Source organism: Micromonospora sp. CNZ322, assembly GCF_007827755.1.
In genome coordinates, this window is the sequence record NZ_VITD01000009.1 from 255,329 (window position 1) to 274,877 (window position 19,549).

Consider the following 19,549-nt stretch of genomic DNA (forward strand, 5'->3'; position numbering starts at 1 on the left):
TGTGCGGCCTATTCCGGCAACGTTGGCGGAAGGGTGATCACCATGTTTATGGACGAGTAATCATCGTGCTTCACACGGGGAGATGCGCGATTGCGCCATCTTCACCCCGAAAAATCATGGAGGACCAGCTTGATGAACAACGCTGTCGACATACAGCCCCGTGACACCTTCACCGTGGTGACGAAGGACGGCGTCGCGCAGGTTTCGTTCGAGGGCTCGCACCAATCCAACGCGATGAGCAACGGCCGGATGCGCGCACTCACCGGGATCCTCCGCGAGCTCGAGGCCGACGACGCGGTCGCCGCCGTGGTGCTGCACGGCGGCGAGGGCAACTCCTTCGCCGTGGGTGGCGATTTCCACGAGGTCAGCCACTTCTCGGGCGGTGACGAGGTGGACGAGTGGATCGACAACATCACCGAGCTCTACGTCGCCAGCCTCGAAGTCACCAAACCCACAGTGGCCGCCGTCGAGGGTTACGCCATCGGTATCGGTCTGCAACTCCTGCTGACGTGCGACTACCGCGTCGGTGCGGACTCGTCGATCCTGCGCATGCCTGAGTTCAAGGTCGGTATCGCATGCAATTTCGGCGCGTTCATGCTGGAACGCTCGGCCGGGCGTTCGGTCATGCAGAACATGCTCCTGTCGTGTGACGAGTGGCCCGCCGAGCCCTCCCTGCGGGACGGCCTCCTGCACCGGGTGGTGCCCGCGGCCGAGGTGCTGCCGACCGCGCTGGCCCGCGCGGCGGCCTTCGCCGACTACAACCCGGCGGCCGTGCGCAACACGAAGCCGCAGATGAACCGCGACTACATCCAAGGGTTGCACGTTCTACGGGACAACGCGAAGAGATCACATCGGGCAGGATTCGCCTCGGGGCGGCCGCAGCGGGAAATGCGCCGGATCGTGGGCAAGGCATGAGCGGCGGCTGGGTGGTCGTCGCCAACCGGCGCGTGACCGGACTTGAGCCGATGGGTGCGTGCGTCGAGGTCGGTGATCTGTTCGTCTACCACCGTGGCCTCGCGGCGGGGCTGCCCTCGGCCGCGCCGTTCGACATCGACGTCCGTACGCTGACGGCGGCGCCCGCGCTCGGGGAGCTGCCCACGAAACCGGCGCAGCGGACCGTGCTGCAGGTGGCCGAGGACGCCGTGACCGCGTTCACCTCAGTGTTCAACGAGGACGCCATCTTTGTCGCCGAGGACCCCGCGACCGGCGGCTTCGCCTTCTTCACCGACCTGCTGCTCGCCGCGGCTATTCTGCCCGCGTGGGGCTCCGCCGCCCGCGTGCGCTCGGCTCCTGCGGGCACCGATCCGGAAGCCACGCTGGTCGACGGGATCCGACGGTTGGACCACTCGGTCCGGCAGCGCCGTGCCCGGACCGCTTCGGGCTGGCTGACCAGCACCGCCCCGCGAGCCGAGGACTTCCTCGAGCAGTTCCGCACGCCGTTTCGGGACGATCCGCTGGCCGCCGGGCAGGCGCAGCTGGCCGAGCTGGACGCGGTGATCGCCGACATCTCCGCCGCCCGCCCCGAGGCCACGTACGCGTCGCTGCTCTCCGGCGGGATCGACTCGGGCACCGTGACCTACCTGGCCGCGGCGCGGAACCTCGACGTGCGTCCGTACAGTGTCGGAACCCCCTGGGGAGACGAGTTCTCCGACGCCGCGGAGCTGTGCGAGGTCGCCGGTCTCAAGCTGCATCCGCTGCTGCTCGACGAGGACAGCATCATCCGTGCCGTCCCGGCCGCCGTCCGCTGGCTCGGCGTGACCACGCCGGAGGTGATCGAGGTCGCGCTCACGGCCACGGCGTTCTACCAGTCCGGCGTCGTCGAACCGGGTCGCGTGCTGCTCACCGGGTACGGCAGCGACCTCATCAATGCCGGGCTCTTCACCCCGTTCGAGCACCCGGACGAGCTGATCGGCCAGGGCATCGAGGCGGTCGCGCGAACCCGAACCAGTGGTGAGCTGGCCAACCGGATGGCGCTGGCGTACGGCGTCGAGACGTTCCACCCGTTCTGGACGCTCCCGGTGATGCGCACCGCGCTGGAGACCACTCCCGCGTGCAAGGTCCGCGACGGCCGGGAGAAGTTCCATCTGCGGACCGCGATGGCCGCCCACGTCACCCCCGCCATCGCGTGGCGCCGCAAGATCGCCGTACACCACGGTGGGAACCTGCAGGACGGGGTGCGGCGGCGGCTCGCTGCGGACTCCGGGCAGAGCGACCCCTCCCGCGTCTACCAAGCATGCTTCGCCGACCTTCTGGCGCTGGCCGGTCAAGGACACCTCGACGACTGGAACGTCGACGAGGTCTACGCACGCGCGCTCGCCGCGATCCGATGAACGAGGAGATGGTGATGACCGAGAACACACTGACCGGCTCGGGTCTTGGCACGGTGTTGACGTCGCCGCCCGGGGAGGCCGTCGAAGAGCTGGCCCGGCGGTCCCAGGAGGCGGCGCTGACCAGCGGGGCCGCGTTGACCCGCGGCCTGGACTTCACCGAGGAGGCCTTCCAACGACTCGTCCACCTCCTCGGCCAGACCGTGGATCACAAGTTCGGCGAGGGCCAGGCCGATCTGCTGCTGCTCAACGCCTCCAGGGACGAGGGAAAGGTTGTCACCGGCCGCGGCCCTCTCCCGCTGCACACCGACGGACTGCTGGTGGGCGAGCAGGTCGACCTGATCGTCCTGTACGCCAAGGACTTCGCCGACGAGCCCGGTTCCGGCGAGACCACGGTGTGCGACCAGCTCGCCGCGTGGCGCGAGATCCCGGCGCACCTCGGCAAGGTTCTCGCCGACGGCCGGCTCGAATACCTCGTCGAGGAACGCGGCTACTTCCCGCAGGTGCCCGCCGACTGGTACGAGATCCCGACCACCCGCGACTACGGCCGCGTGCGCTCACTGAACCTGGCACTCGGATTCCCGCCGGATGTGCCGCAGGGCTGGCAGGTGCGCGTCGCCGGCATGGACGCCCACGACTCCGCCGCATTCTTCGCGGAGCTGTCAGCGCACCTGCACTCGCCGCGCTACCTCTATCAGCATCGGTGGCAGACCGGTGACCTGCTGGTGATCGACAACCAGCGGACGCTGCACGGCCGCACCGCGATCGGGTCCGACGGGGTGCGGCTGCTCTATCGCGGCCAGGTCACTCTGCCGACGACCGTCTGAGGAGAAACGATGCTACTGACCGAGTTCCGTTCCGTGGTGGCCCGCAGAGCCGACGCCCTCGCGGTGCTGGTCCCCGACGGCGAACGCGTGACCTACGGCGAGCTGTCGCTGCGGGTCGACCGTGCCCTCGGCTGGCTGCGGGCCCGCGGCATCGGCGAGGGCCAGGTGGTGGCGACCTGGCTGGACAACGGAATCGACTACGTGGCATTGGTGTTCGCCCTGGCGGGCAGCGGCGCGATCCACGTGCCGATCAGCCGGTCGGCGACGCCGGAGCACATCGCCTGGCTGGTCGAGCGAACGAAACCGGCGCTCGTCGTCGGCGCGGAGCCGCTGCCGGACGTCGTCGTCGAGCAGGTGACGACCGCAGAGCTGGCGACCGGCTCCGAGCTTATCGGCGCGCGGTCGTTCGGTGCTCACGAGGGCGCGTTCCGGCTGCTGGAGACGTCCGGCTCCACCGGGAAGCCCCGGCTCGTGACCTGGCGCCAGGACGACCTGCTCCACGACCGGCGACAGTGGATCGCCTACACCGCGACGACCGCCGCCGACGTGCTGTTCAACCGCCACACCCTGGACGTCGCACACGGCTGCGACGTCCACCTGTTCCCGGCGCTGCTCTCAGGCGCCCTCCTGGTGCTGGCCGATCCGTCCGCCTCGCCTGACCAGCTGCTGCTGTGGCTGCAGGAGACCGGCGCCACCGTGTCCAGCGCACTGCCGAGGCACTACGAGTTGCTGACGCAGGCGGCACGCGGCCGGTCCGTCGACCTTTCCGCGATGCGGATGCCGCTCTCCGGCGGTGCGTACCTGAGCGGCCAGGCCGTCGCCGACGCGGCGGAGGTGCTCGGTATCCACATTCGACGCATCTACGGCTCGACCGAGTTCGGCATCGTGCTGGGGAACATGGACGATGCCGTGCAGACCACTCGCGGTATGACCCCGGTCACCGGGGTGGAGATCAGGCTCGCTCCCCTGGACGCGGCTTGGCCGTCGATCGGTGAGGTGCTGGCCCGCTCGACGCACACGAGCGTCGGCTACTTCGATGACGCGGCGGCGACCTCCGCCACGTTCCGCGACGGCTGGTACCACACGGGGGATGTCGCCGAGTTCGACGGCGAGTACCGGATCCTCGGCCGTGTCGCCGACCTGCTCGGCGGCTCGGCCGGTCCGGTGTTCTGCCCTGGCGTCGAGGCCGCGCTGACGGCCGCATGCCCGATCACCGAAGCCGCCGTACTGGCGCCGCTGCCCGGGGAGACCGAGGGTGGGGCGCTCGTGGTGGCGACCCCCGCGGCCGGGGTCGAGGACGAACGCGTGCGCGCGGCGATCCGTGCCGTGCTCGAGGACCTGGGGGTGCGTGCGGAGATCGTGCTCGCCGCCGCCATCCCCCATACCGCCGTCGGGAAGGTGGACAAGCCCGCCCTGCGCAAGGGGCGGACGTCGAAGGTGCGCCAGTACTGACCGATGACGGGCCGAAACCTGTCAAGTCCAGCGAGACAATTTCTTGATTTTGTTTTAGCTGGGCGTTAGCGCTGGTGGTGGGCTGGTCGGTGGTGTCGGGCTTGTTGATCCATGCCCGGTCTGGCAGGCGGGGTGGTCGGGGTCGACGGGTGAACCGCTCGGGATGCGCCGCCGAGGCCGTGTCGAGGGTGCGTCACCGCTGGCAACTTCCACGAGACCTGGGACGGTGGGGAACTCAACCAGGCCGACCACATCGCCACCGGGCGCGCCATTCTCGACGGCGGCCGCGACGCGGGCAACCGCTGGGTCAGCCTCGCTTGCCAGGCCGGACACCGTCTCGGGAGCCGCTTCGCGGCCGCCTTCGAGGTCTTTCCCCTCCACGGCTGATCCCCGGTCGCGCACGGTGCGCCCAGGATCCGTGGCCTGATCAGGTCGTGTAGTCGGCGTTGATGCGGATGTAGCCGTCGGTGAGGTCGCAGCCGTAGACGGTGAACGAGCCGGCGGCGATCCCGAGGTCGATGTCGATCGTGACTTCCTTGCCGCGCATGTATTCCGCGGCCCGGTCCAAGAGGTCGTCGGCGGAGCTTTCGGGGAACATCAGCAGATCGCCGAAGCGGATCGCTACCCGGTCGGGGTCGATGTCGGTCTCGTCCTCCAGCTTGCCGATCGCCATCGCGACCCGGCCCCAGTTCGGATCGGCGCCGTGCACGGCGGTCTTGACCAGCGGCGAGTTCACGACGCTCTTGCCGACCAGCTTCGCCTGCGCGTCGTCGCGCGCACCACTCACCCGGACCTCGATGAGCTTGCTCGCGCCCTCGCCGTCGGAGGCAATGTCCCTGACCAGGTGCAGGGCCGCCCGGTGCAGCGTCTGCTCGAACTCTCCGAGGTCGGCCGGGCCGGCAACGCCGTTCGCGAACACCGCGGCGGTGTCACTGGTCGAGGTGTCGGTGTCGATGCTGAGCGCGTTGAATGTGCTGTCGACCACCCGGCGGAAGATCGCGTCGAGGTCTTCCCTGCCGACCCGCGCATCGGTGAAGAAGAACGTCAGCAGCGTCGCCATGTTCGGCTCGATCATGCCGACGCCCTTGGCGATGCCGACGATCACGGCGTCACCACAGCGCAGCCGGACCACCTTGTGGCGGGTGTCCGTCGTCATGATCGCGCGCGCACTGGCGTCGAAGTCGGCGGCGGGGAACGGCCACGACAGCTCGTCGAGCCCTCGCCGGATCTGTGCCATCGGATAGGGCCGCCCGATCACTCCGGTCGAGCCGATCAGGAGCTCGCCGGCGGGGATCCCGGCGACCCCGGCGACCCTGCGCTGAATCTCGGCGGCGTTCTCGGCGCCGACCTTCCCGGTCGCGACGTTGGCATTGCGGGAGAGCACGACCATGCCCCGGAGGCTCCCGGCCGCCGCGGACTGCCGACTGAGCTCGACGCTGGGCCCGGCGAACCGGGAGCGCGTGAACACCGCCGCCGAGGTCGCGGGAACCTCCGACACGATGGCGGTAAAATCGTCACCGACGTCTTTGAGGCCCAGGTTCCTCGTCACGCCAAGGAAACCCTGTGGCACAAGAGAAGCCCGCGGCTCAAGGAGATATTGCGATTCAGCTGTCGACGACATCCGCTCACCAGTTTCATCCGTTGACGGCATTGTCCCATAGCCGCGTCCGGCCCTCTACGGATCAGAAGCCACCGCCACCCAGAAGCCGCAACCGGACCTGGCCTCGACACAGCGAGACCCGGAGGAGGAGTCCGTCCACAGCGCACTGGAGGGCTACTACCGCACCGGCAAGCCACCGTGGGACACCGGGGTGACGTCGCCCGAGCTGGTCGACCTGGTAGAGGGGCACGGCGCGCTGCCGCCCGGCCGCGCCCTCGAACTCGGCTGCGGCACGGGGCACAGCGACCCGGCCGGGCGGGTACGGGTCCGCCGTATCGCCTCCCTGCCGGTACGCAACCCTGTGATCCTGGCGTCGCTGCTCGGTGTCGCGTGCTCGGCTGCCGGCCTGCATCTGCCGTCGACGGCCGGCGCGTCGCTCACCCTGCTTTCCGGCGCCGCGGTTCCGGCCGCCCTGGTCGCGCTCGGCGCGTCGATGCACCGCTCGGCGCCGTCGCGGGCCGAGCCGGCCGCGCCGGCCGAGCTGGCCGTGATCACCGCGCTGAAGCTCGTCGCACAGCCGGTCATCGCGTACGCGGCCGGGCTGGCCTTGCACCTATCCGCGCCGCAGTTGCTCGCCGTGGTGGTGTGCGCAGGCCTGCCGACAGCGCAAAACACCTTCATCTTCGGCCAGGAGTACGGCGTCGGCGAGGCGATGGCCAACCGCGCGGTGCTGGTGACCACGACGCTGTCGCTGGCCACCCTGGCCGCGGCGGCGGCGCTGCTCGGGTAGGTCTGTCATCTGACTCGTCCAGCAATCATGGTGACCAACGAACACGAACCGGACTCGATTCGCCTACCGCCGTTGCAGGATTAAGCGTCGCGACGGCGGAAAGTGACAGCGGTAAGCGTTAGTACGGAGAGTGTCCATGTGACCGTGGCGGCGGCACCGCGGGTCGGGTCGAGGGCGGCCGTGTCCGGCAGGTAGGCGGCGTTGGTGGAGCTCCGGGCCCGCAGCAGCGGGCCTGCGATGAAATACAGACCGAGCAGCAGAACCACGGCGGGCACTGCACGGCGAACGACGCTGGCGACTGCGGCCCCCAGCAGCGTGGTGAGCGTCAGGTAGGCCGTCGCGGCCGGCATCCAGGTGCCCGCACCGCCCGCAAGGGTGCTGGTGGCCGCTGTCACGGCGGCCACCGGAAGCGCCACCACAGTCAGCGCGACGGCCTTCACCGCCTGTAGTGGCAGGCGCCGGGGCATCGCGAGCAGCGTGGTGCTGATTTGGCCGCCCTCCTGGTACTCGGACGCGGCCGCGAGCACGCCGAGCACCAGGAAGCCGGCCTGGGTGTAGCCGAGTGGGGCCAAGGCGGCGACCTCGCCGAGCGACTCACCGTGGAACTCGGCAGATGCGTACACGTACGTCAGCAGCAGGTTGGCGGTCCAGGTCAGTAGTGCGGTCAGGCGCAGCGACGGCAGGGTCAGCAGTTTGCGCAGTTCAGCGCGGGCGGTGTTCATACGTCCCGCCGCTCAAACAGGACCGCACCGACCGCGAGTAACGCGATGACCCAGGCCGTCATCACCAGGCCGGCGGTCACCGGGGCGATCTCGACCGGGAAGCCCGCGCTGCCGATGAACATCTGCGCTCCGACGATGTCCGGCAGATAGGAGGCAAGGTCGGTGACCTTCGTCAGCAGGTACGACACTGACACGACGGAGCTGTTGATGATCAGCAGCGTCAACGGCACGATGCCGTTGCGGGTAATCAGCGCGATCGCATACGCCAGTAGTGCGGTCAACGTCCAATAGAGGATCGCGGCGACGACTCGGGCCGGGGCGGGTGCCGGCGCGTGTTCGCCGTACAGCACCTGGGTGAGGGTGAGTGTGGCGGCTGTGGTGACCGCCGCCTGGGCCGCGACGACCAGCACGAGCGCGGTGGCTTTCGCCACAAGCAGACGCAGCCGGTCGGGGACTGCGGCGAGCGTCGCGGTGAGCTGGCGGGCGCCGGGGGCGTCCTGGCCGGTGGACGTGTATTCGCTGCTCACCACGATCACGCCGAGGACTATCGGACCAATCAGGCCGATACCTAGGTCGCGTAAGCCCAGGTCGGACGTGTCAGTGAGGGTGCCGGCGGCGATCGCGCGGCGGGTGTAGGGCGCGTTCAGCAGGAGGACCACGGGTGCTGTCAACGTACCGAGAACCAAGCCGACCCAGGCGGTGGGCAGGCCGAGCAGCTTACGGAGTTCGGCGCGGACCGGGCTCACCACGGGCCGCCGGCCTCGGTAGCGGTCAGCTCGAAGAAGGCGTCCTCGAGCGTGCGATGATCGCCGATGACGTCGGCGAGTCCGCCCTGGATCACGATCCGGCCCTTGTCGATCACGATGACGTCGTCGGCGATCTCGGCCAACTCGCCCATCAGGTGGCTGGAGAGTAGGACCGTGCGGCCCTGCGCGGCGCTGTCGCGGAGAAATTCACGCATCCAGCGGATCCCGGCCGGGTCGAGGCCGTTGACCGGTTCGTCGAGAACCAGCACCGCAGGATCGCCGAGCAGCGCGGTGGCGAGCCCGAGCCGGCGGCTCATGCCGAGGGAGAAGCGGCCGGCGCGTTTCCGCGCGTCGCCGGTCAGGCCCACGACCTCAAGGACCTCGTCAGCACGGGAGTCGGGCAGACCGTTGCTGGCGGCTACCCAGCGCAGGTGCGCGCGGGCCGTGCGGGCCCGGTGCGCACCGCTGCCGTCGAGCAGCGCGCCGACAGTCAGGAGCGGACGGTCCAGTTTCTGGTAGCGGCGCCCACAGATCAGCGCGGTCCCGCTCTGGGGGCGGTCCAGGCCGAGCAGGATACGTAACGTCGACGTCTTCCCGGCGCCGTTCGGCCCGAGAAAGCCGGTGACCCGGCCGGGTCGGGCCTCAAAGGTGACCTCGTGCAGGATCTGGGTCCTGCTCTTGGTCTTGCTGATGCGATCGATCGTGATCATAAGCCCAGTCAACGCAGGTTCCGGCCCTCGCGCATCGGACCGTTCTCGGATCCCGACGGCCGGGTCGGCCCGCAGACCGTCAGACCCTGGTCTGAGAACTACAGTCGGGGTGGTGAACGCCCATCCGCGCCCCTCCCGGCGGTCCACGGCCGTGCCGGCGGCTGCCGCGGTGATGAGCGTTCTGGTGATGTCCATGTGCACGGTCGGCGCGCAGGGCCCGTTCGCGCTCGTACTGCCACCGCTGATAGTCGGTGGCGCTGTCGCGGCTGCGCTATGGGCTGTGCGGCGGTCACGCGCCGACCGAACCGCCTACGAATCACGGCTGACCGCCTGGGCGGCCTCCGAGGCGGTGCTCGCCGAGCGGTTGCGGATTGCCCGCGACCTGCACGACATCGTCTCGCATGGCTTGGGTTTGATCACGGTCCGCGCGACGGCCACCCGACATCTACCCAAGCATGCGGAGGTCGAGGCGGCGCTCACCGACATCGAGGAGGCGAGCCGGCACGCCACCGCTGAGCTACGCCGCATGCTCACGGTCCTGCGCGAGCCGTCGGCCGCCAGCCGCCGTGCGCCCGTGGACAACCTCAACGACCTGCCCGGCATCGTGCACGCGGCGTCGCTCGCCGGGCTTCGGCCACGGCTGACGATCGAGCCCCTCGGCCCGGTATCGCAGGGTGTGCAAGTCGCCGTCTGCAAGACCGTGCGGGAGGCGCTCAGCAACGCGGCGCGGTACGCGGGACCGACGGACGTAGGGGTGCGGGTGTATCGGGACGGAACATCCGTAGTGGTCACGGCGGCGGACACCGGCCCAGTCGACGAATGGCGGGCATCGCCGGGCGCCGGACACGGGCTGGCCGGGTTACGGGAGCGGGTGGGCAGTCTCGGCGGAACGCTGTCGACGGAGCGGGTTGACGCGGGCTTCCGCGTCACCGCGAGGATCCCGGACGAGGCGGTGTGAGCGACATCCGCGTACTGCTGGTGGACGACCAGCCGCTGCTCCGACACAGCCTTGCCATGATCATCAACAACGAGCCGGGCCTGACTGTCGTCGGCGAGGCCGGCGACGGTGCACATGCCGTGCCGTGCGCCCGCAGCACCCGCCCCGACGTCATCCTGATGGACGTACGGATGCCGCACCTCGACGGCCTCAAGGCCACCCGCCGCATCTGCACGGACCCGGCACTGTCCACCGCCCGCGTCCTAGTCCTGAGCATGTTCGAGCTCGACGAGTACGTCTACGAGGCACTGCACGCGGGCGCGTCCGGTTTCCTGCTCAAGGACGCCCATCCCGAGGAACTGATCGAGGCGATCCGCCGCACTCACCGCGGTGAATCGCTGTTCGCGCCGTCGATCCTCACCCGGCTCGTGGCGCATTACGTCGCAGCACCACGGCCGGATAGGCCGTCGCCGAAACTGCGGCGGCTGACTGGCCGCGAGGTGGAAGTGCTGACACTGATCGGCGGCGGCTTGTCGAACGACGAGATCGCAACTGCCCTGGCTATATCGGTGAAGACGGTGAAAACGCACATCACGCACCTGATGGCGAAGCTGACCGTTCGTGATCGGGCACAGCTGGTGATCGCGGCGTTCGACGCAGGGCTGGTGCGGCCACGCCCCTGACTGGAACGCGACGGTTTGCATCGATCGTCTGGCTCCGACACAAAGCAAATCTGCTGCGAAACCGAGGCCCGATCCGGGCATGCAGCCGGTCGAACTCCCCATGCCACCGATCAACATCAACGTCCGTCACAGGCAGACCAACGAACACGAGCCGAACTCGATTCGCCTACTGCCGTTGCAGTATTAATCCTGCCCTCAGGTTGATCGGGGAGGATGAGCGCAAAAGCATCAACTGGAGGGAGCGGGCCGGCGTGCAGATCATGATCGCCGATGACGAGGCGGCCATCCGTGAGTCGCTGGAGCGGGTGCTTCAGGTCGAGGGTTATGGCACTAGCACCGCCGCCAACGGTCTCGCCGTGCTCGACGGGATCGGTGGCGCGGCGCCGGATCTGCTGATCCTCGACGTGATGATGCCCCGCCTCGGCGGGTTGGAGACCTGCCGGCGGTTGCGGGCGGCGGGTCGGGATCTGCCAGTGCTGATGCTGACAGCCCGGGATCAGGTCTCCGACCGGGTCGCGGGGCTGGACGCGGGCGCCGACGACTACCTGCCCAAGCCGTTCGCCACCGAGGAGTTGCTGGCCCGGGTCCGGGCTCTGCTGCGCCGCCGCGCGCCGGGCGACGACGATTCGCAGATCCTGTCGTTCGCCGACGTCCGGCTCGATCCCGACAGGTTCGAGGCGTGGCGGGGTGGGCGGCCGCTGTATCTGACCCGGACCGAGTTCTCCCTGCTACAGGTTCTCGTGCGCAACGCGACCCGGGTGTTGACCCGCGACGCGCTGTTCGAGGCGATCTGGGGCTTCGACATGAGCACCACCGCCAACAACCTTCAGGTGTACGTGAGCTATCTGCGCCGCAAGATGGAGGCCGAGGGTGAGCCGCGATTGATTTACACGCTGCGCGGCTTTGGGTACACGCTGCGGGAGACTCCTCCGTGAGCAGGCGCGCCGGCCGGGAATCGCGTCGGCTGATCCGATGGTGGCGCCGGCGGTCCCTGCGGACCAGGCTGACGGTGATCGCGGCGACGGCCATCGCGGTCAGCGTGTTCGTGGCCTTCCAGGTGGCCAGCGAGTTGCTGGACTCGGAGCTGCAGGACAGCGCCGAGAATCAGCTACGCGCGGACTCCCGCATTCTGGCGACGACCGTGGAGCACACCGGTCTGGCGCAGGTCCAGCTACCGCCGTATCCCGGATCCGGTCGGCTGGTGCGGGTCATCCTGCCCGACGGTTCGACCCGGACGCCGGCCGGCCAACCCGCGCTGCCCCCCGTCAGCGGGCACGCCGGGCGCGTGGCGCAGGGCGCGTCGGCCGACCTGATGGAGTCGAACGACAGCGACGACGACGGTTACCTCATCTACACGCTGCGGGCGGGCGACGGCGCGGTCCAGGTGGCCCGCAACAACGACGACAGCCCGATCAACCGATTCGGGTTGGGCATGCTGCTGATCGGACTGCTCTGCGTGGCCGGAGGCGCCCTTGTCGGGCGGGCCGTGGCGCGGAGCGGGCTGGCACCGATCGACCGGCTGACTGCCGCCGCGGTTCGTGTCGCGCAGACCCGGGACCTCGACGCCGACATCCCGGACGAGGGCGGCGGGGAGATCCGGCGGCTGATCCAGTCAATCAACGACATGCTCGCCGCGCTCCGGGACTCCCGGCGGGCCCAGCGGCTGCTCGCCGATGACGCCGCCCACGAACTCAAGACCCCGCTCACCAGCCTGCGCCTCAACGTTGAGCTGCTGATCCGGCTCGATCGGCGCGGCACCCTGGAGAGCGCACTGCCGGCGGAGAGCCGGACCCGGCTGCTCAACGATCTCGGCGCCCAGGTGGCCGAGTTGAGCACCCTTGCCGCCGAGCTGACCGACCTGGCGCGCGGCGACGTCAGCGACGAGAGCACCGAGCTGCTCGATTTCGCCGACGTGGTGGTGGCCGCCGCGACCCGGGCGCGTTCCCGCGTGCCCGACATCGAGGTCGCGCTCGACGTGACCTCCGTGTGGGTGAGCGGGCGTCCCGCTGCGCTCCAGCGGGCGGTGCTCAACCTCATCGACAACGCCGGCAAGTGGTCCCCCGCTGACCAGCCGGTCCAGGTCCGGCTTCGTGCCGAGGGCTCGTCGGCGGTCCTCGAGGTCGACGACGCCGGGCCGGGCATCGACGCCGCCGACGTACCGCGGGTGTTCGACCGGTTCTACCGTGCCGACAGCGCCCGGTCGCTGCCGGGATCAGGTCTGGGGCTGTCGATCGTGCAGCGGGTCGTCGACGCCCACGCCGGCCGGGTCACCGTCGCCCGGTCCGCACGCTGTGGCGCGCTGCTGCGGATCATCCTTCCGGCCGCCGCCCCGCCCGCTCGGATCGCGCAGCTCACCGCGGGGAAGGACACGGTGGCGCGCTGACCCGCTGCGGCACGGCGCCGGGACCGCCACGGCGCGCGGTGCCAGGACCCGCCGCAGCGGGCGGCGCAGGACAAGGGCGGCGGACACGGTGACGGCCGCCGGGCCATGACAAAGATCCGGGACGGGCAAGAGCCCGTCCCGGATCTCGACTGTGCCGCCGCGCTCACCGTTGCGGCGCGGGCCCCTCCACGAGCGGCCGTTGATCATCCGGCAGCTCCACCGGTCGGGACAACCGGCTCGGCCACCACATCCGCCGGCCGATCAGCAGGGTGAGGGCGGGCACCAGGACCGACCGCACCAGCAAGGCGTCGAGCAGCACGCCGAAGGCGACCAGGAACCCGACCTCGATCAGCATCACCAGCGGAAGTGAGGCGAGGACCGCGAACGTGGCCGCCAGGACCAGGCCTGCCGAGGTGATGACGCCACCGGTGGCGGAGAGGGCTTTGAGCATGCCTTCTCCGGTGCCGAGACGCACGGTCTCCTCCCGGGCCCGGCTGGTCAGGAAAATGTTGTAGTCGATGCCGAGCGCCACCAGGAACAGGAATGCCAGCAGCGGCACCGAATAGTCGACGCCCTTGAACCCGAGGATCGTGTCGAAGACGAACACGCTGCCGCCGAAGGCTGCGGCGAATGAGACGATCACGGTCGCCATCAGGACCAGCGGGGCCACGATCGCTCGGAGCAGTAGCCCGAGGACGATCAGGACGACGGTGAGCACCAGCGGGATCACCAGCTTCTCGTCGCGGGTGGTGGTGACCTCGGTGTCGAGGTTCTCCGCGCTCGGCCCGCCGACGATCGCCTCCGCCCCGTTCACCGCGTGCACGGCGGTACGCACCCGTTTGATCGTGTCGTACTCCGCGGCGGTGTCCGGCGCGTCGGTCGGGAACACGGAGATGTCGGCCCAGCCTCCGCTGGTCTGCCCCGGGACGGCCAGGGCCACACCGCGAGTGCCCTGGACGATGTCGAGCACCCGCTCCTGGTACGCCGGCCGCGTGAAGATCGTCATCGGCTGGCCGCCGAGCTCCGGGAAGTGCTGGCGGAGGACGGTGAAGCCGGTGACCGACTCCGGCGCGGACAGGAACTGGTCCTGCTCCCGCAGGGCGCCGGTGTTGCCCGCCAGCCCGATGGCGAGCACGCCGAGGACTCCAAGCGAGCCGAGCGTCGCCACCCACCGGCGGCGGCTGATGGCGGTGCCGAGCCGTCCCCACAGCCCGGGCTTCTCCTGGCCGGGCGTGTTGAACCGCGGGATGGCCGGCCAGAAGATCCGCCTGCCGAGCACCACGAGCACCGCCGGGAACAGGGTCAGCATGGCCACCAGCGCGCACAGGATGCCGGCCGCGCCGATCGGGCCCAACCCGCTGGTGCTGTTCAGGTCGGCGACGAGCAGGCAGAGCAGGCCAGCGATCACGGTGGCCGCGGACGCGACGATGGCCGGCGCCGCGCCGCGTAGCGCGTGGACCATCGCGACCCGGACGTTCTCGTGGTGGTGCAGTGTCTCCCGGTACCGCGCGATGAGCAACAGCGCGTAGTCCGTTCCGACGCCGAATACCAGGATCGTCAGCAGCGCCGAGTTCTGGTCGTTGATCACGATGCCGAAACCCTTGACGAGCAGGTAGACGGTCGCCATCGCGGTCAGCGCGGCCGCGCCCACAGCCATGAGCGGGATGAACCACAACACCGGGCTGCGGTAGGTGAGGATCAGCAGGAGCGTGACGACGACGACGGTGGTGAGGAAGACCTGCAGGTCGATGCCGTCGAAGACGGCGTCCATGTCGCCGTCGACCGCGGCGGGTCCGGTCACGTCGAGTTCCAGGCCCGCGGGGCGGTCCTTCGCAGCCTCACGCAATGGGCCGACGATGGTCTCCGGTGCGCCGTAGGTCGTGCTCACGTCGAGGGTGAACATCATCGCCTTGCCGTCGGTGGAGGGTCTCGTCGGTGAGTCCTCCTCGTCCTCGCCGCCCGCCGCCGTCGCCTTCGGCGGGTACCGCTTGGCAAGGGTGTTGTGGTGGCGCTCGACCGACGCGCGGTCGGCGTCGGTCATGCCGCCGGCGCGGTGATACACGAAGACGAACGTGTTGTCCTCACCGCCGGGGAGGCTGTCCTCCAGCACCGCCACCTTGGTGGACTCAGCGCTGGCCGGCAGGGTGTCCACGGCTCTGTCGGTGGTTACCGAGCTCAACTTCCCGCTCAGCGGCACCATGACCGCCGCCAACGCCACCCACAACCCGATCACCAACCATGGCACCCACCGGCCTGCCAAGCGACCGGCCGGCGCTTCCCCGGGCGGCGCTGCCTTGACTGCCATCACTAGCTTCCTCCACACGGTTAGTTCGCTCATCTGACGCCGACTTCGTACCGAGCGAATCTGAGACGACCGTTAATGCGCCGATCAGGCCGGGTGGCCGAACCAGGTGCCGAGCGCACGCACCAGCGCGGTGGTGTCCAGATCCTGCGCGGTGGGCAAGGCCCAGGAGACGCATCCGTCGGGCCGGATCAGCTACGCGTCGACGTCCACCCGGCCGGCGTCGACATCCCCAAGCTCGCGCCCCACGAGGTGGTCGCCCAGGCCCTCGACGGACTGGAAGCAGGCAAGATCGAAGTCATCGCTGACAAGCCCACCGCCAACGTCAAGGCCTCCCTCTCCCGCGATCCTGCCGACTTCTACGCCGACATCACCGGCAACCTCTTCGCCTGACTTCACCGGTAATCCGCCTGCCGGAGTAAGCGGCTTGGTCAACGGGCGTACGCCCGGCGGGCGGCCCGGATTCTCATGAAGCCGGGCCTCCGCCTGACCGCCGCAGGGGTGCGGACGTCGAGCGAAGTCCTGAAGGTCGTGATCGACTTCGTGGTCTTGAAGCTGGCGCCCCCAAGGGGCGGCCGAGAGCTCCGGGAGGTCACTGGTCCGGTGCGGTGTGTCCGGGCGTCGGGATCACGTCGAGCGCGGCCATGGTCTCGCCGGTCCAGGGTGATCGCGCTCGCGACAGGTTCTCGTCTAAGGGACGTCTCGTAATGGCTGCGCCGCCGCCGGGGCTACGATCGGCCGTGCAGTTCGGGATCTCGGAGTTGGGTGAGACCGCAGCCTTGGATGCTGCCTTCCCACGTCGTCTCGGTGATGACGTGCGGGAGGCGTTGGCAGTCCTACCGCCGGCGCCGCACGCGCCGACGCCGCCGTTCCGTGTGCTGGTCGATGGTGAGCCGGTCCTGATTCCATACCGGATCTACTTTGACGAGCCGTCCGTTGCCGCGGAGGCGGCGCTGTCCGCCACGCAGCGTTCGGTGCTGGATTGCCTGTACACCCGACACCACGATGGCCGGGTAAGGCAACGGCGGCTGGAGCGGGTGGTCGGCTTGATCCAACCGTGGGTGGCGCCGTTCGCGGTGCAGTTGATGGGCGAATACGTGGACGAGATTCTGCTGGTCATTCGGCGAGTTCTCGCGCCGGAGCTGGTTGTTCCGCACAGCCCCACGGACGCCGTCTACGGGCGATTTGCCGCCGAGAACCCGGCTTTCGTGGCGCTCACCAGCCGGCGGATCGCCAGCTACTGGGACTGTTACCACCGACGGCACTACCCCACGCTGATCGACTACCCAGGGCACACCGTGATGGCAGCGCTGCAGGCGGCGGCACTGAGGCATGACGTCTCGGACGGTGATGCAAGTTAGCCGACTTCCCGCGCCCACCGCGATGTCGCACGCAGTCGTGTTGACCGTCGGTGCCCGGCACCCCACCGCCGTACGCGCTCCGGTCGAGTGACCGCCGGCCGCCGGCGCCCGCCTGTGACCGTGCGGACAGCCGCAAACGCGTTTCTCCGATTGGCGTTCGCTGCGTAGCATCTCCGGCGATCAAGGGGGATGGAACGGTGGGCAATTTCCAGCAGTTCGTGACGGATGTGACTTCGCGCCTGTCCACGATGTCCAGGGGTGAGTTGTACGCCGTCGGCGACGGTCTCGACCGGGACTCACTCTGGCTCACCTTTCTCGACTCCTTCCCCGCCGGCACCAATCTGCGGTTCCGTGAGCGATCCGAGTACGACTGCTCGACCTGCCGCGGTTTCATCAAGCACTTCGGCAACGTCGTCGAGATCCACGACGGGCGGGTTCGTACCGTCTGGTCCGGGGTGTCGGCATCCGACCCGGTCTTCTCCGTCGTCGCCGCCGCTCTGGACGAGTTCGTTCTTTCGCTCCCGTTGTCCACCATCTTCCGGTCCGCCCAGGCGCAGTACGGGACGAAGACCACCCGAACGCTGCGCGACGGCCAGGTCGAGGTGTGGCACCACCTGCACGGCCGGGTGGAAGAGCGGCATCGCATCGATGACGTCGGTGCGGCACAGGGCAACTTTGAAGCCGCGGTGCAGGTCTTCCAGCGTGGCCTGGCCGAGCTGACCCGGCACGCTCTGGACACCGTCGTCGACCTCGTCGACGACAACGCCCTCTACCGGGGCGCGGAGCATCGCCGGGCGGTGATCGAGTTCCGCTCGCTGCAGAACCGGTGGACCCAGGCGACCGACAGGCGTGCCTTCGTCTTCGCCAACGCCATGAACCCGGCGGCCCGGTTCCGCAACACGGTGATCGGCACCCTCGTCCAGGATCTCGCCGCGGGCGTCGACCTGGAGCAGGCGGTCCGGTCGTTCGAGGCGAAGGTGGCGCCGCAGAATTACCAGCGCCCCACGGCGTTGATCACCCCGGGCATGGTCAAGGCCGCCATGAGGACCATTGCCGAGCTGGGCATCGAGGAGTCGTTGCAGCGACGGTTCGCCCAGCTGTCCGACGTGTCGGTCACCAACGTGCTGTGGGTCGACAACGACACCCAGGCACGGATGAAGGACGGCATCGAAGGGCTGCTCATGCAGGCGGCCACCATCCGGTCGTCAGGTGCGCTCCTTCGCGACGCCAAGCCGGAGGAGGTCCCCGTGGTCTCCTTCATGAAGGACGTCCTGCCCGGCGCCGCCACCATCGACCTGTGGGTCGCCAACACCTACGAGCCGCACCTCGTCAGCCTCACCACCGGCCGGCGCCCGGCTGCTCCGCGGTTGTTCAAGTGGGACAACGATTTCGGCTGGTCGTACGGCGGCAACGTCACCGACTCGATCAGGGAGAAGGTCAAGCGGGCCGGCGGCAACGTCACCGGCAAGCTGCGGGTGAGCCTGTCCTGGTTCAACCACGACGACCTAGACCTGCACGTGTACGAACCCAACGGCGACCACATCTGGTACCAGGAGAAGCGCAACAAGCTGGACGTCGACATGAACGCCAGTGGGACGCTCTCCCGCGAGCCGGTGGAGAACGTCACCTGGACCGACCGTGTCGCCGACGGTGAGTACCGGATCGAGGTGAACCAGTACCGCAAGCGGGACAGCACCCAGGTCGGCTTCGTGATCGAGACAGAGAGCAACGGGAAGATCGAGCATTACAGCCACGAGCGCGCGGTCGGCCACAAGGAGACCGTCGAGGTGGGCCGGATGACTGTTGCCGGCGGGGTGATCACCGCTTTCCGGCCGGGTAAGGACGTGCATCCGGGCAGTGCGGGCAGTGCGGGCAAAGAGTTGTGGGGCATCACCACCGAACAGTTCGTACCGGTGTCCACCATCATGTACTCGCCGAACTACTTCGACGACAACGAGGTCGGCAACCGGCACTACTTCTTCATCCTGAAGGGGTGCGTGAACGACCAGCCGACGCGGGGGATCTACAACGAGTTCCTCCGCGGCGACCTGCAACCGCACCGCAAGGTGTTCGAGGTTCTCGGCGACCGCACCAAGTGCGAGCCGTCTCCGGATCAGCTGTCCGGCCTCGGCTTCAGCTCCACGGTCCGCAGCTCTGTGGTCGCCAAGGTGACCATGACCGGCGGCCGGCGCCGCCTCATCAGCATCCAGTTCTGATTCCCTATCCAGATATTCCAGAGAGGCTACCGTGACCATTTTCGAGAAGGCCACACGGGAGAAGTTCCGCTATCCGTCGGCCAAGGGACTGCTGACCACGGAACAGCTGTGGGAGCTTCCGCTGACCGCCAGGTCCGGCTTCAGCCTCGATGATGTGGCCAAGGCGGTCAACGCCGAACTCAAGGCCGTCGACACCGAGTCGTTCGTGGCCACCGAGGCCAATCCGGCCAAGGCAACCTTGGAGACCAAGCTGGAGGTCGTCAAGCACGTCATCGCCGTCCGCCTCACGGAGGACCAGGCGGCGAAGGAGGCGGCGGCCAAGAAGCTGGAGAAGGAGAAGCTGTTGGCGGTCCTGGGCCGCAAGCAGGACGCGGTCCTGGAAAACCTGACCGAGGCAGACCTACTGGCCCGAATCAACAACCTGTAGCCCGCCGACAATCAGCGTCTGCCAGCAGGCCCGCACATCGCCGAGAAGTACGGTCGCCATGCAAGA

At 68.9% G+C, this 19,549-nt stretch carries 18 protein-coding genes; 12 read left to right on the forward strand and 6 right to left on the reverse strand.

From position 1 onward, the window contains the following. Positions 1–90 precede the first annotated feature (90 nt). From FB453_RS22180 to FB453_RS22195, 4 genes are read left to right on the forward strand one after another with little or no spacing between them, the layout of a single operon-like run. Positions 91–915, forward strand: coding sequence for an enoyl-CoA hydratase/isomerase family protein (locus FB453_RS22180; RefSeq protein WP_222431382.1), 825 nt, complete (start codon positions 91–93; stop codon positions 913–915). After that, a complete protein-coding gene (locus tag FB453_RS22185; protein WP_145793038.1) occupies positions 912–2,330 on the forward strand; it encodes an asparagine synthase C-terminal domain-containing protein in 1,419 nt (472 codons plus the stop codon). Before FB453_RS22180 ends, FB453_RS22185 begins: the two co-directional genes overlap by 4 nt. Before the next feature lie 14 nt (positions 2,331–2,344). After that, positions 2,345–3,154: a TauD/TfdA family dioxygenase gene (locus tag FB453_RS22190; RefSeq protein ID WP_186718444.1), complete on the forward strand. Its 810-nt coding sequence runs from the start codon at positions 2,345–2,347 to the stop codon at positions 3,152–3,154. 9 nt (positions 3,155–3,163) lie between these two features. Continuing rightward, positions 3,164–4,606, forward strand: coding sequence for a class I adenylate-forming enzyme family protein (locus tag FB453_RS22195; protein ID WP_145793042.1), 1,443 nt, complete (start codon positions 3,164–3,166; stop codon positions 4,604–4,606). Between the two features lie 427 nt (positions 4,607–5,033). Here FB453_RS22195 and argJ read toward each other — a convergent pair whose 3' ends face one another. After that, the gene (gene argJ / locus FB453_RS22205; RefSeq protein WP_112730992.1) at positions 5,034–6,227 is read right to left on the reverse strand and encodes a bifunctional glutamate N-acetyltransferase/amino-acid acetyltransferase ArgJ; all 1,194 of its coding nucleotides are present in this window, start codon (positions 6,225–6,227) and stop codon (positions 5,034–5,036) included. Between the two features lie 190 nt (positions 6,228–6,417). Between argJ and FB453_RS22215 the strand changes: the two genes are divergently transcribed. After that, positions 6,418–6,996, forward strand: coding sequence for an AEC family transporter (locus FB453_RS22215; RefSeq protein ID WP_486480374.1), 579 nt, complete (start codon positions 6,418–6,420; stop codon positions 6,994–6,996). An 80-nt stretch (positions 6,997–7,076) separates the two neighbouring features. Here the strand turns inward: FB453_RS22215 and FB453_RS22220 are convergent, their stop codons facing one another. Genes FB453_RS22220 through FB453_RS22230 form a run of 3 tightly spaced genes read right to left on the reverse strand, consistent with a single transcriptional unit; the run spans position 7,077 to position 9,369 of the window. Continuing rightward, entirely contained in the window at positions 7,077–7,718 is a 642-nt protein-coding gene (locus FB453_RS22220) for a hypothetical protein (protein WP_145793044.1), read from the reverse strand. Then, complete coding sequence (locus tag FB453_RS22225) at positions 7,715–8,467, reverse strand: hypothetical protein (protein WP_222431383.1); 753 nt, start codon at positions 8,465–8,467, stop codon at positions 7,715–7,717. The genes FB453_RS22220 and FB453_RS22225 overlap by 4 nt, the downstream gene beginning before the upstream one ends. Beyond that, complete coding sequence (locus tag FB453_RS22230; protein ID WP_486480375.1) at positions 8,461–9,369, reverse strand: ABC transporter ATP-binding protein; 909 nt, start codon at positions 9,367–9,369, stop codon at positions 8,461–8,463. The genes FB453_RS22225 and FB453_RS22230 overlap by 7 nt, the downstream gene beginning before the upstream one ends. Before the next feature lie 154 nt (positions 9,370–9,523). Between FB453_RS22230 and FB453_RS22235 the strand changes: the two genes are divergently transcribed. The 4 genes from FB453_RS22235 (at position 9,524) to FB453_RS22250 (ending at position 13,177) form a co-directional block, all read left to right on the forward strand. Next, positions 9,524–10,132 (forward strand): histidine kinase, encoded by a 609-nt coding sequence (locus tag FB453_RS22235; protein ID WP_222431384.1) that lies wholly within the window; start codon positions 9,524–9,526, stop codon positions 10,130–10,132. Beyond that, complete coding sequence (locus FB453_RS22240) at positions 10,129–10,794, forward strand: response regulator (RefSeq protein WP_208646514.1); 666 nt, start codon at positions 10,129–10,131, stop codon at positions 10,792–10,794. Before FB453_RS22235 ends, FB453_RS22240 begins: the two co-directional genes overlap by 4 nt. 260 nt (positions 10,795–11,054) lie before the next feature. Next, entirely contained in the window at positions 11,055–11,729 is a 675-nt protein-coding gene (locus FB453_RS22245; protein WP_186718453.1) for a response regulator transcription factor, read from the forward strand. Next, positions 11,726–13,177 carry a sensor histidine kinase gene (locus FB453_RS22250; RefSeq protein ID WP_145793051.1) on the forward strand — a complete coding sequence of 484 codons (1,452 nt, stop codon included), beginning with the start codon at positions 11,726–11,728 and terminating at the stop codon, positions 13,175–13,177. Before FB453_RS22245 ends, FB453_RS22250 begins: the two co-directional genes overlap by 4 nt. Positions 13,178–13,340: 163 nt before the next feature. Here FB453_RS22250 and FB453_RS22255 read toward each other — a convergent pair whose 3' ends face one another. After that, positions 13,341–15,410, reverse strand: coding sequence for an MMPL family transporter (locus tag FB453_RS22255; RefSeq protein ID WP_486480382.1), 2,070 nt, complete (start codon positions 15,408–15,410; stop codon positions 13,341–13,343). A gap of 156 nt (positions 15,411–15,566) precedes the next feature. Next, positions 15,567–15,641 carry a hypothetical protein gene (locus tag FB453_RS35000; protein WP_396787624.1) on the reverse strand — a complete coding sequence of 25 codons (75 nt, stop codon included), beginning with the start codon at positions 15,639–15,641 and terminating at the stop codon, positions 15,567–15,569. A gap of 578 nt (positions 15,642–16,219) precedes the next feature. Between FB453_RS35000 and FB453_RS22265 the strand changes: the two genes are divergently transcribed. The 3 genes from FB453_RS22265 (at position 16,220) to FB453_RS22275 (ending at position 19,483) form a co-directional block, all read left to right on the forward strand. Beyond that, complete coding sequence (locus tag FB453_RS22265) at positions 16,220–16,840, forward strand: hypothetical protein (RefSeq protein WP_145793055.1); 621 nt, start codon at positions 16,220–16,222, stop codon at positions 16,838–16,840. Positions 16,841–17,037: 197 nt separating this feature from the next. Beyond that, a complete protein-coding gene (locus FB453_RS22270; protein WP_145793057.1) occupies positions 17,038–19,056 on the forward strand; it encodes a hypothetical protein in 2,019 nt (672 codons plus the stop codon). 31 nt (positions 19,057–19,087) lie between these two features. Next, positions 19,088–19,483 carry a hypothetical protein gene (locus FB453_RS22275; RefSeq protein ID WP_112583116.1) on the forward strand — a complete coding sequence of 132 codons (396 nt, stop codon included), beginning with the start codon at positions 19,088–19,090 and terminating at the stop codon, positions 19,481–19,483. Positions 19,484–19,549: the final 66 nt, after the last annotated feature.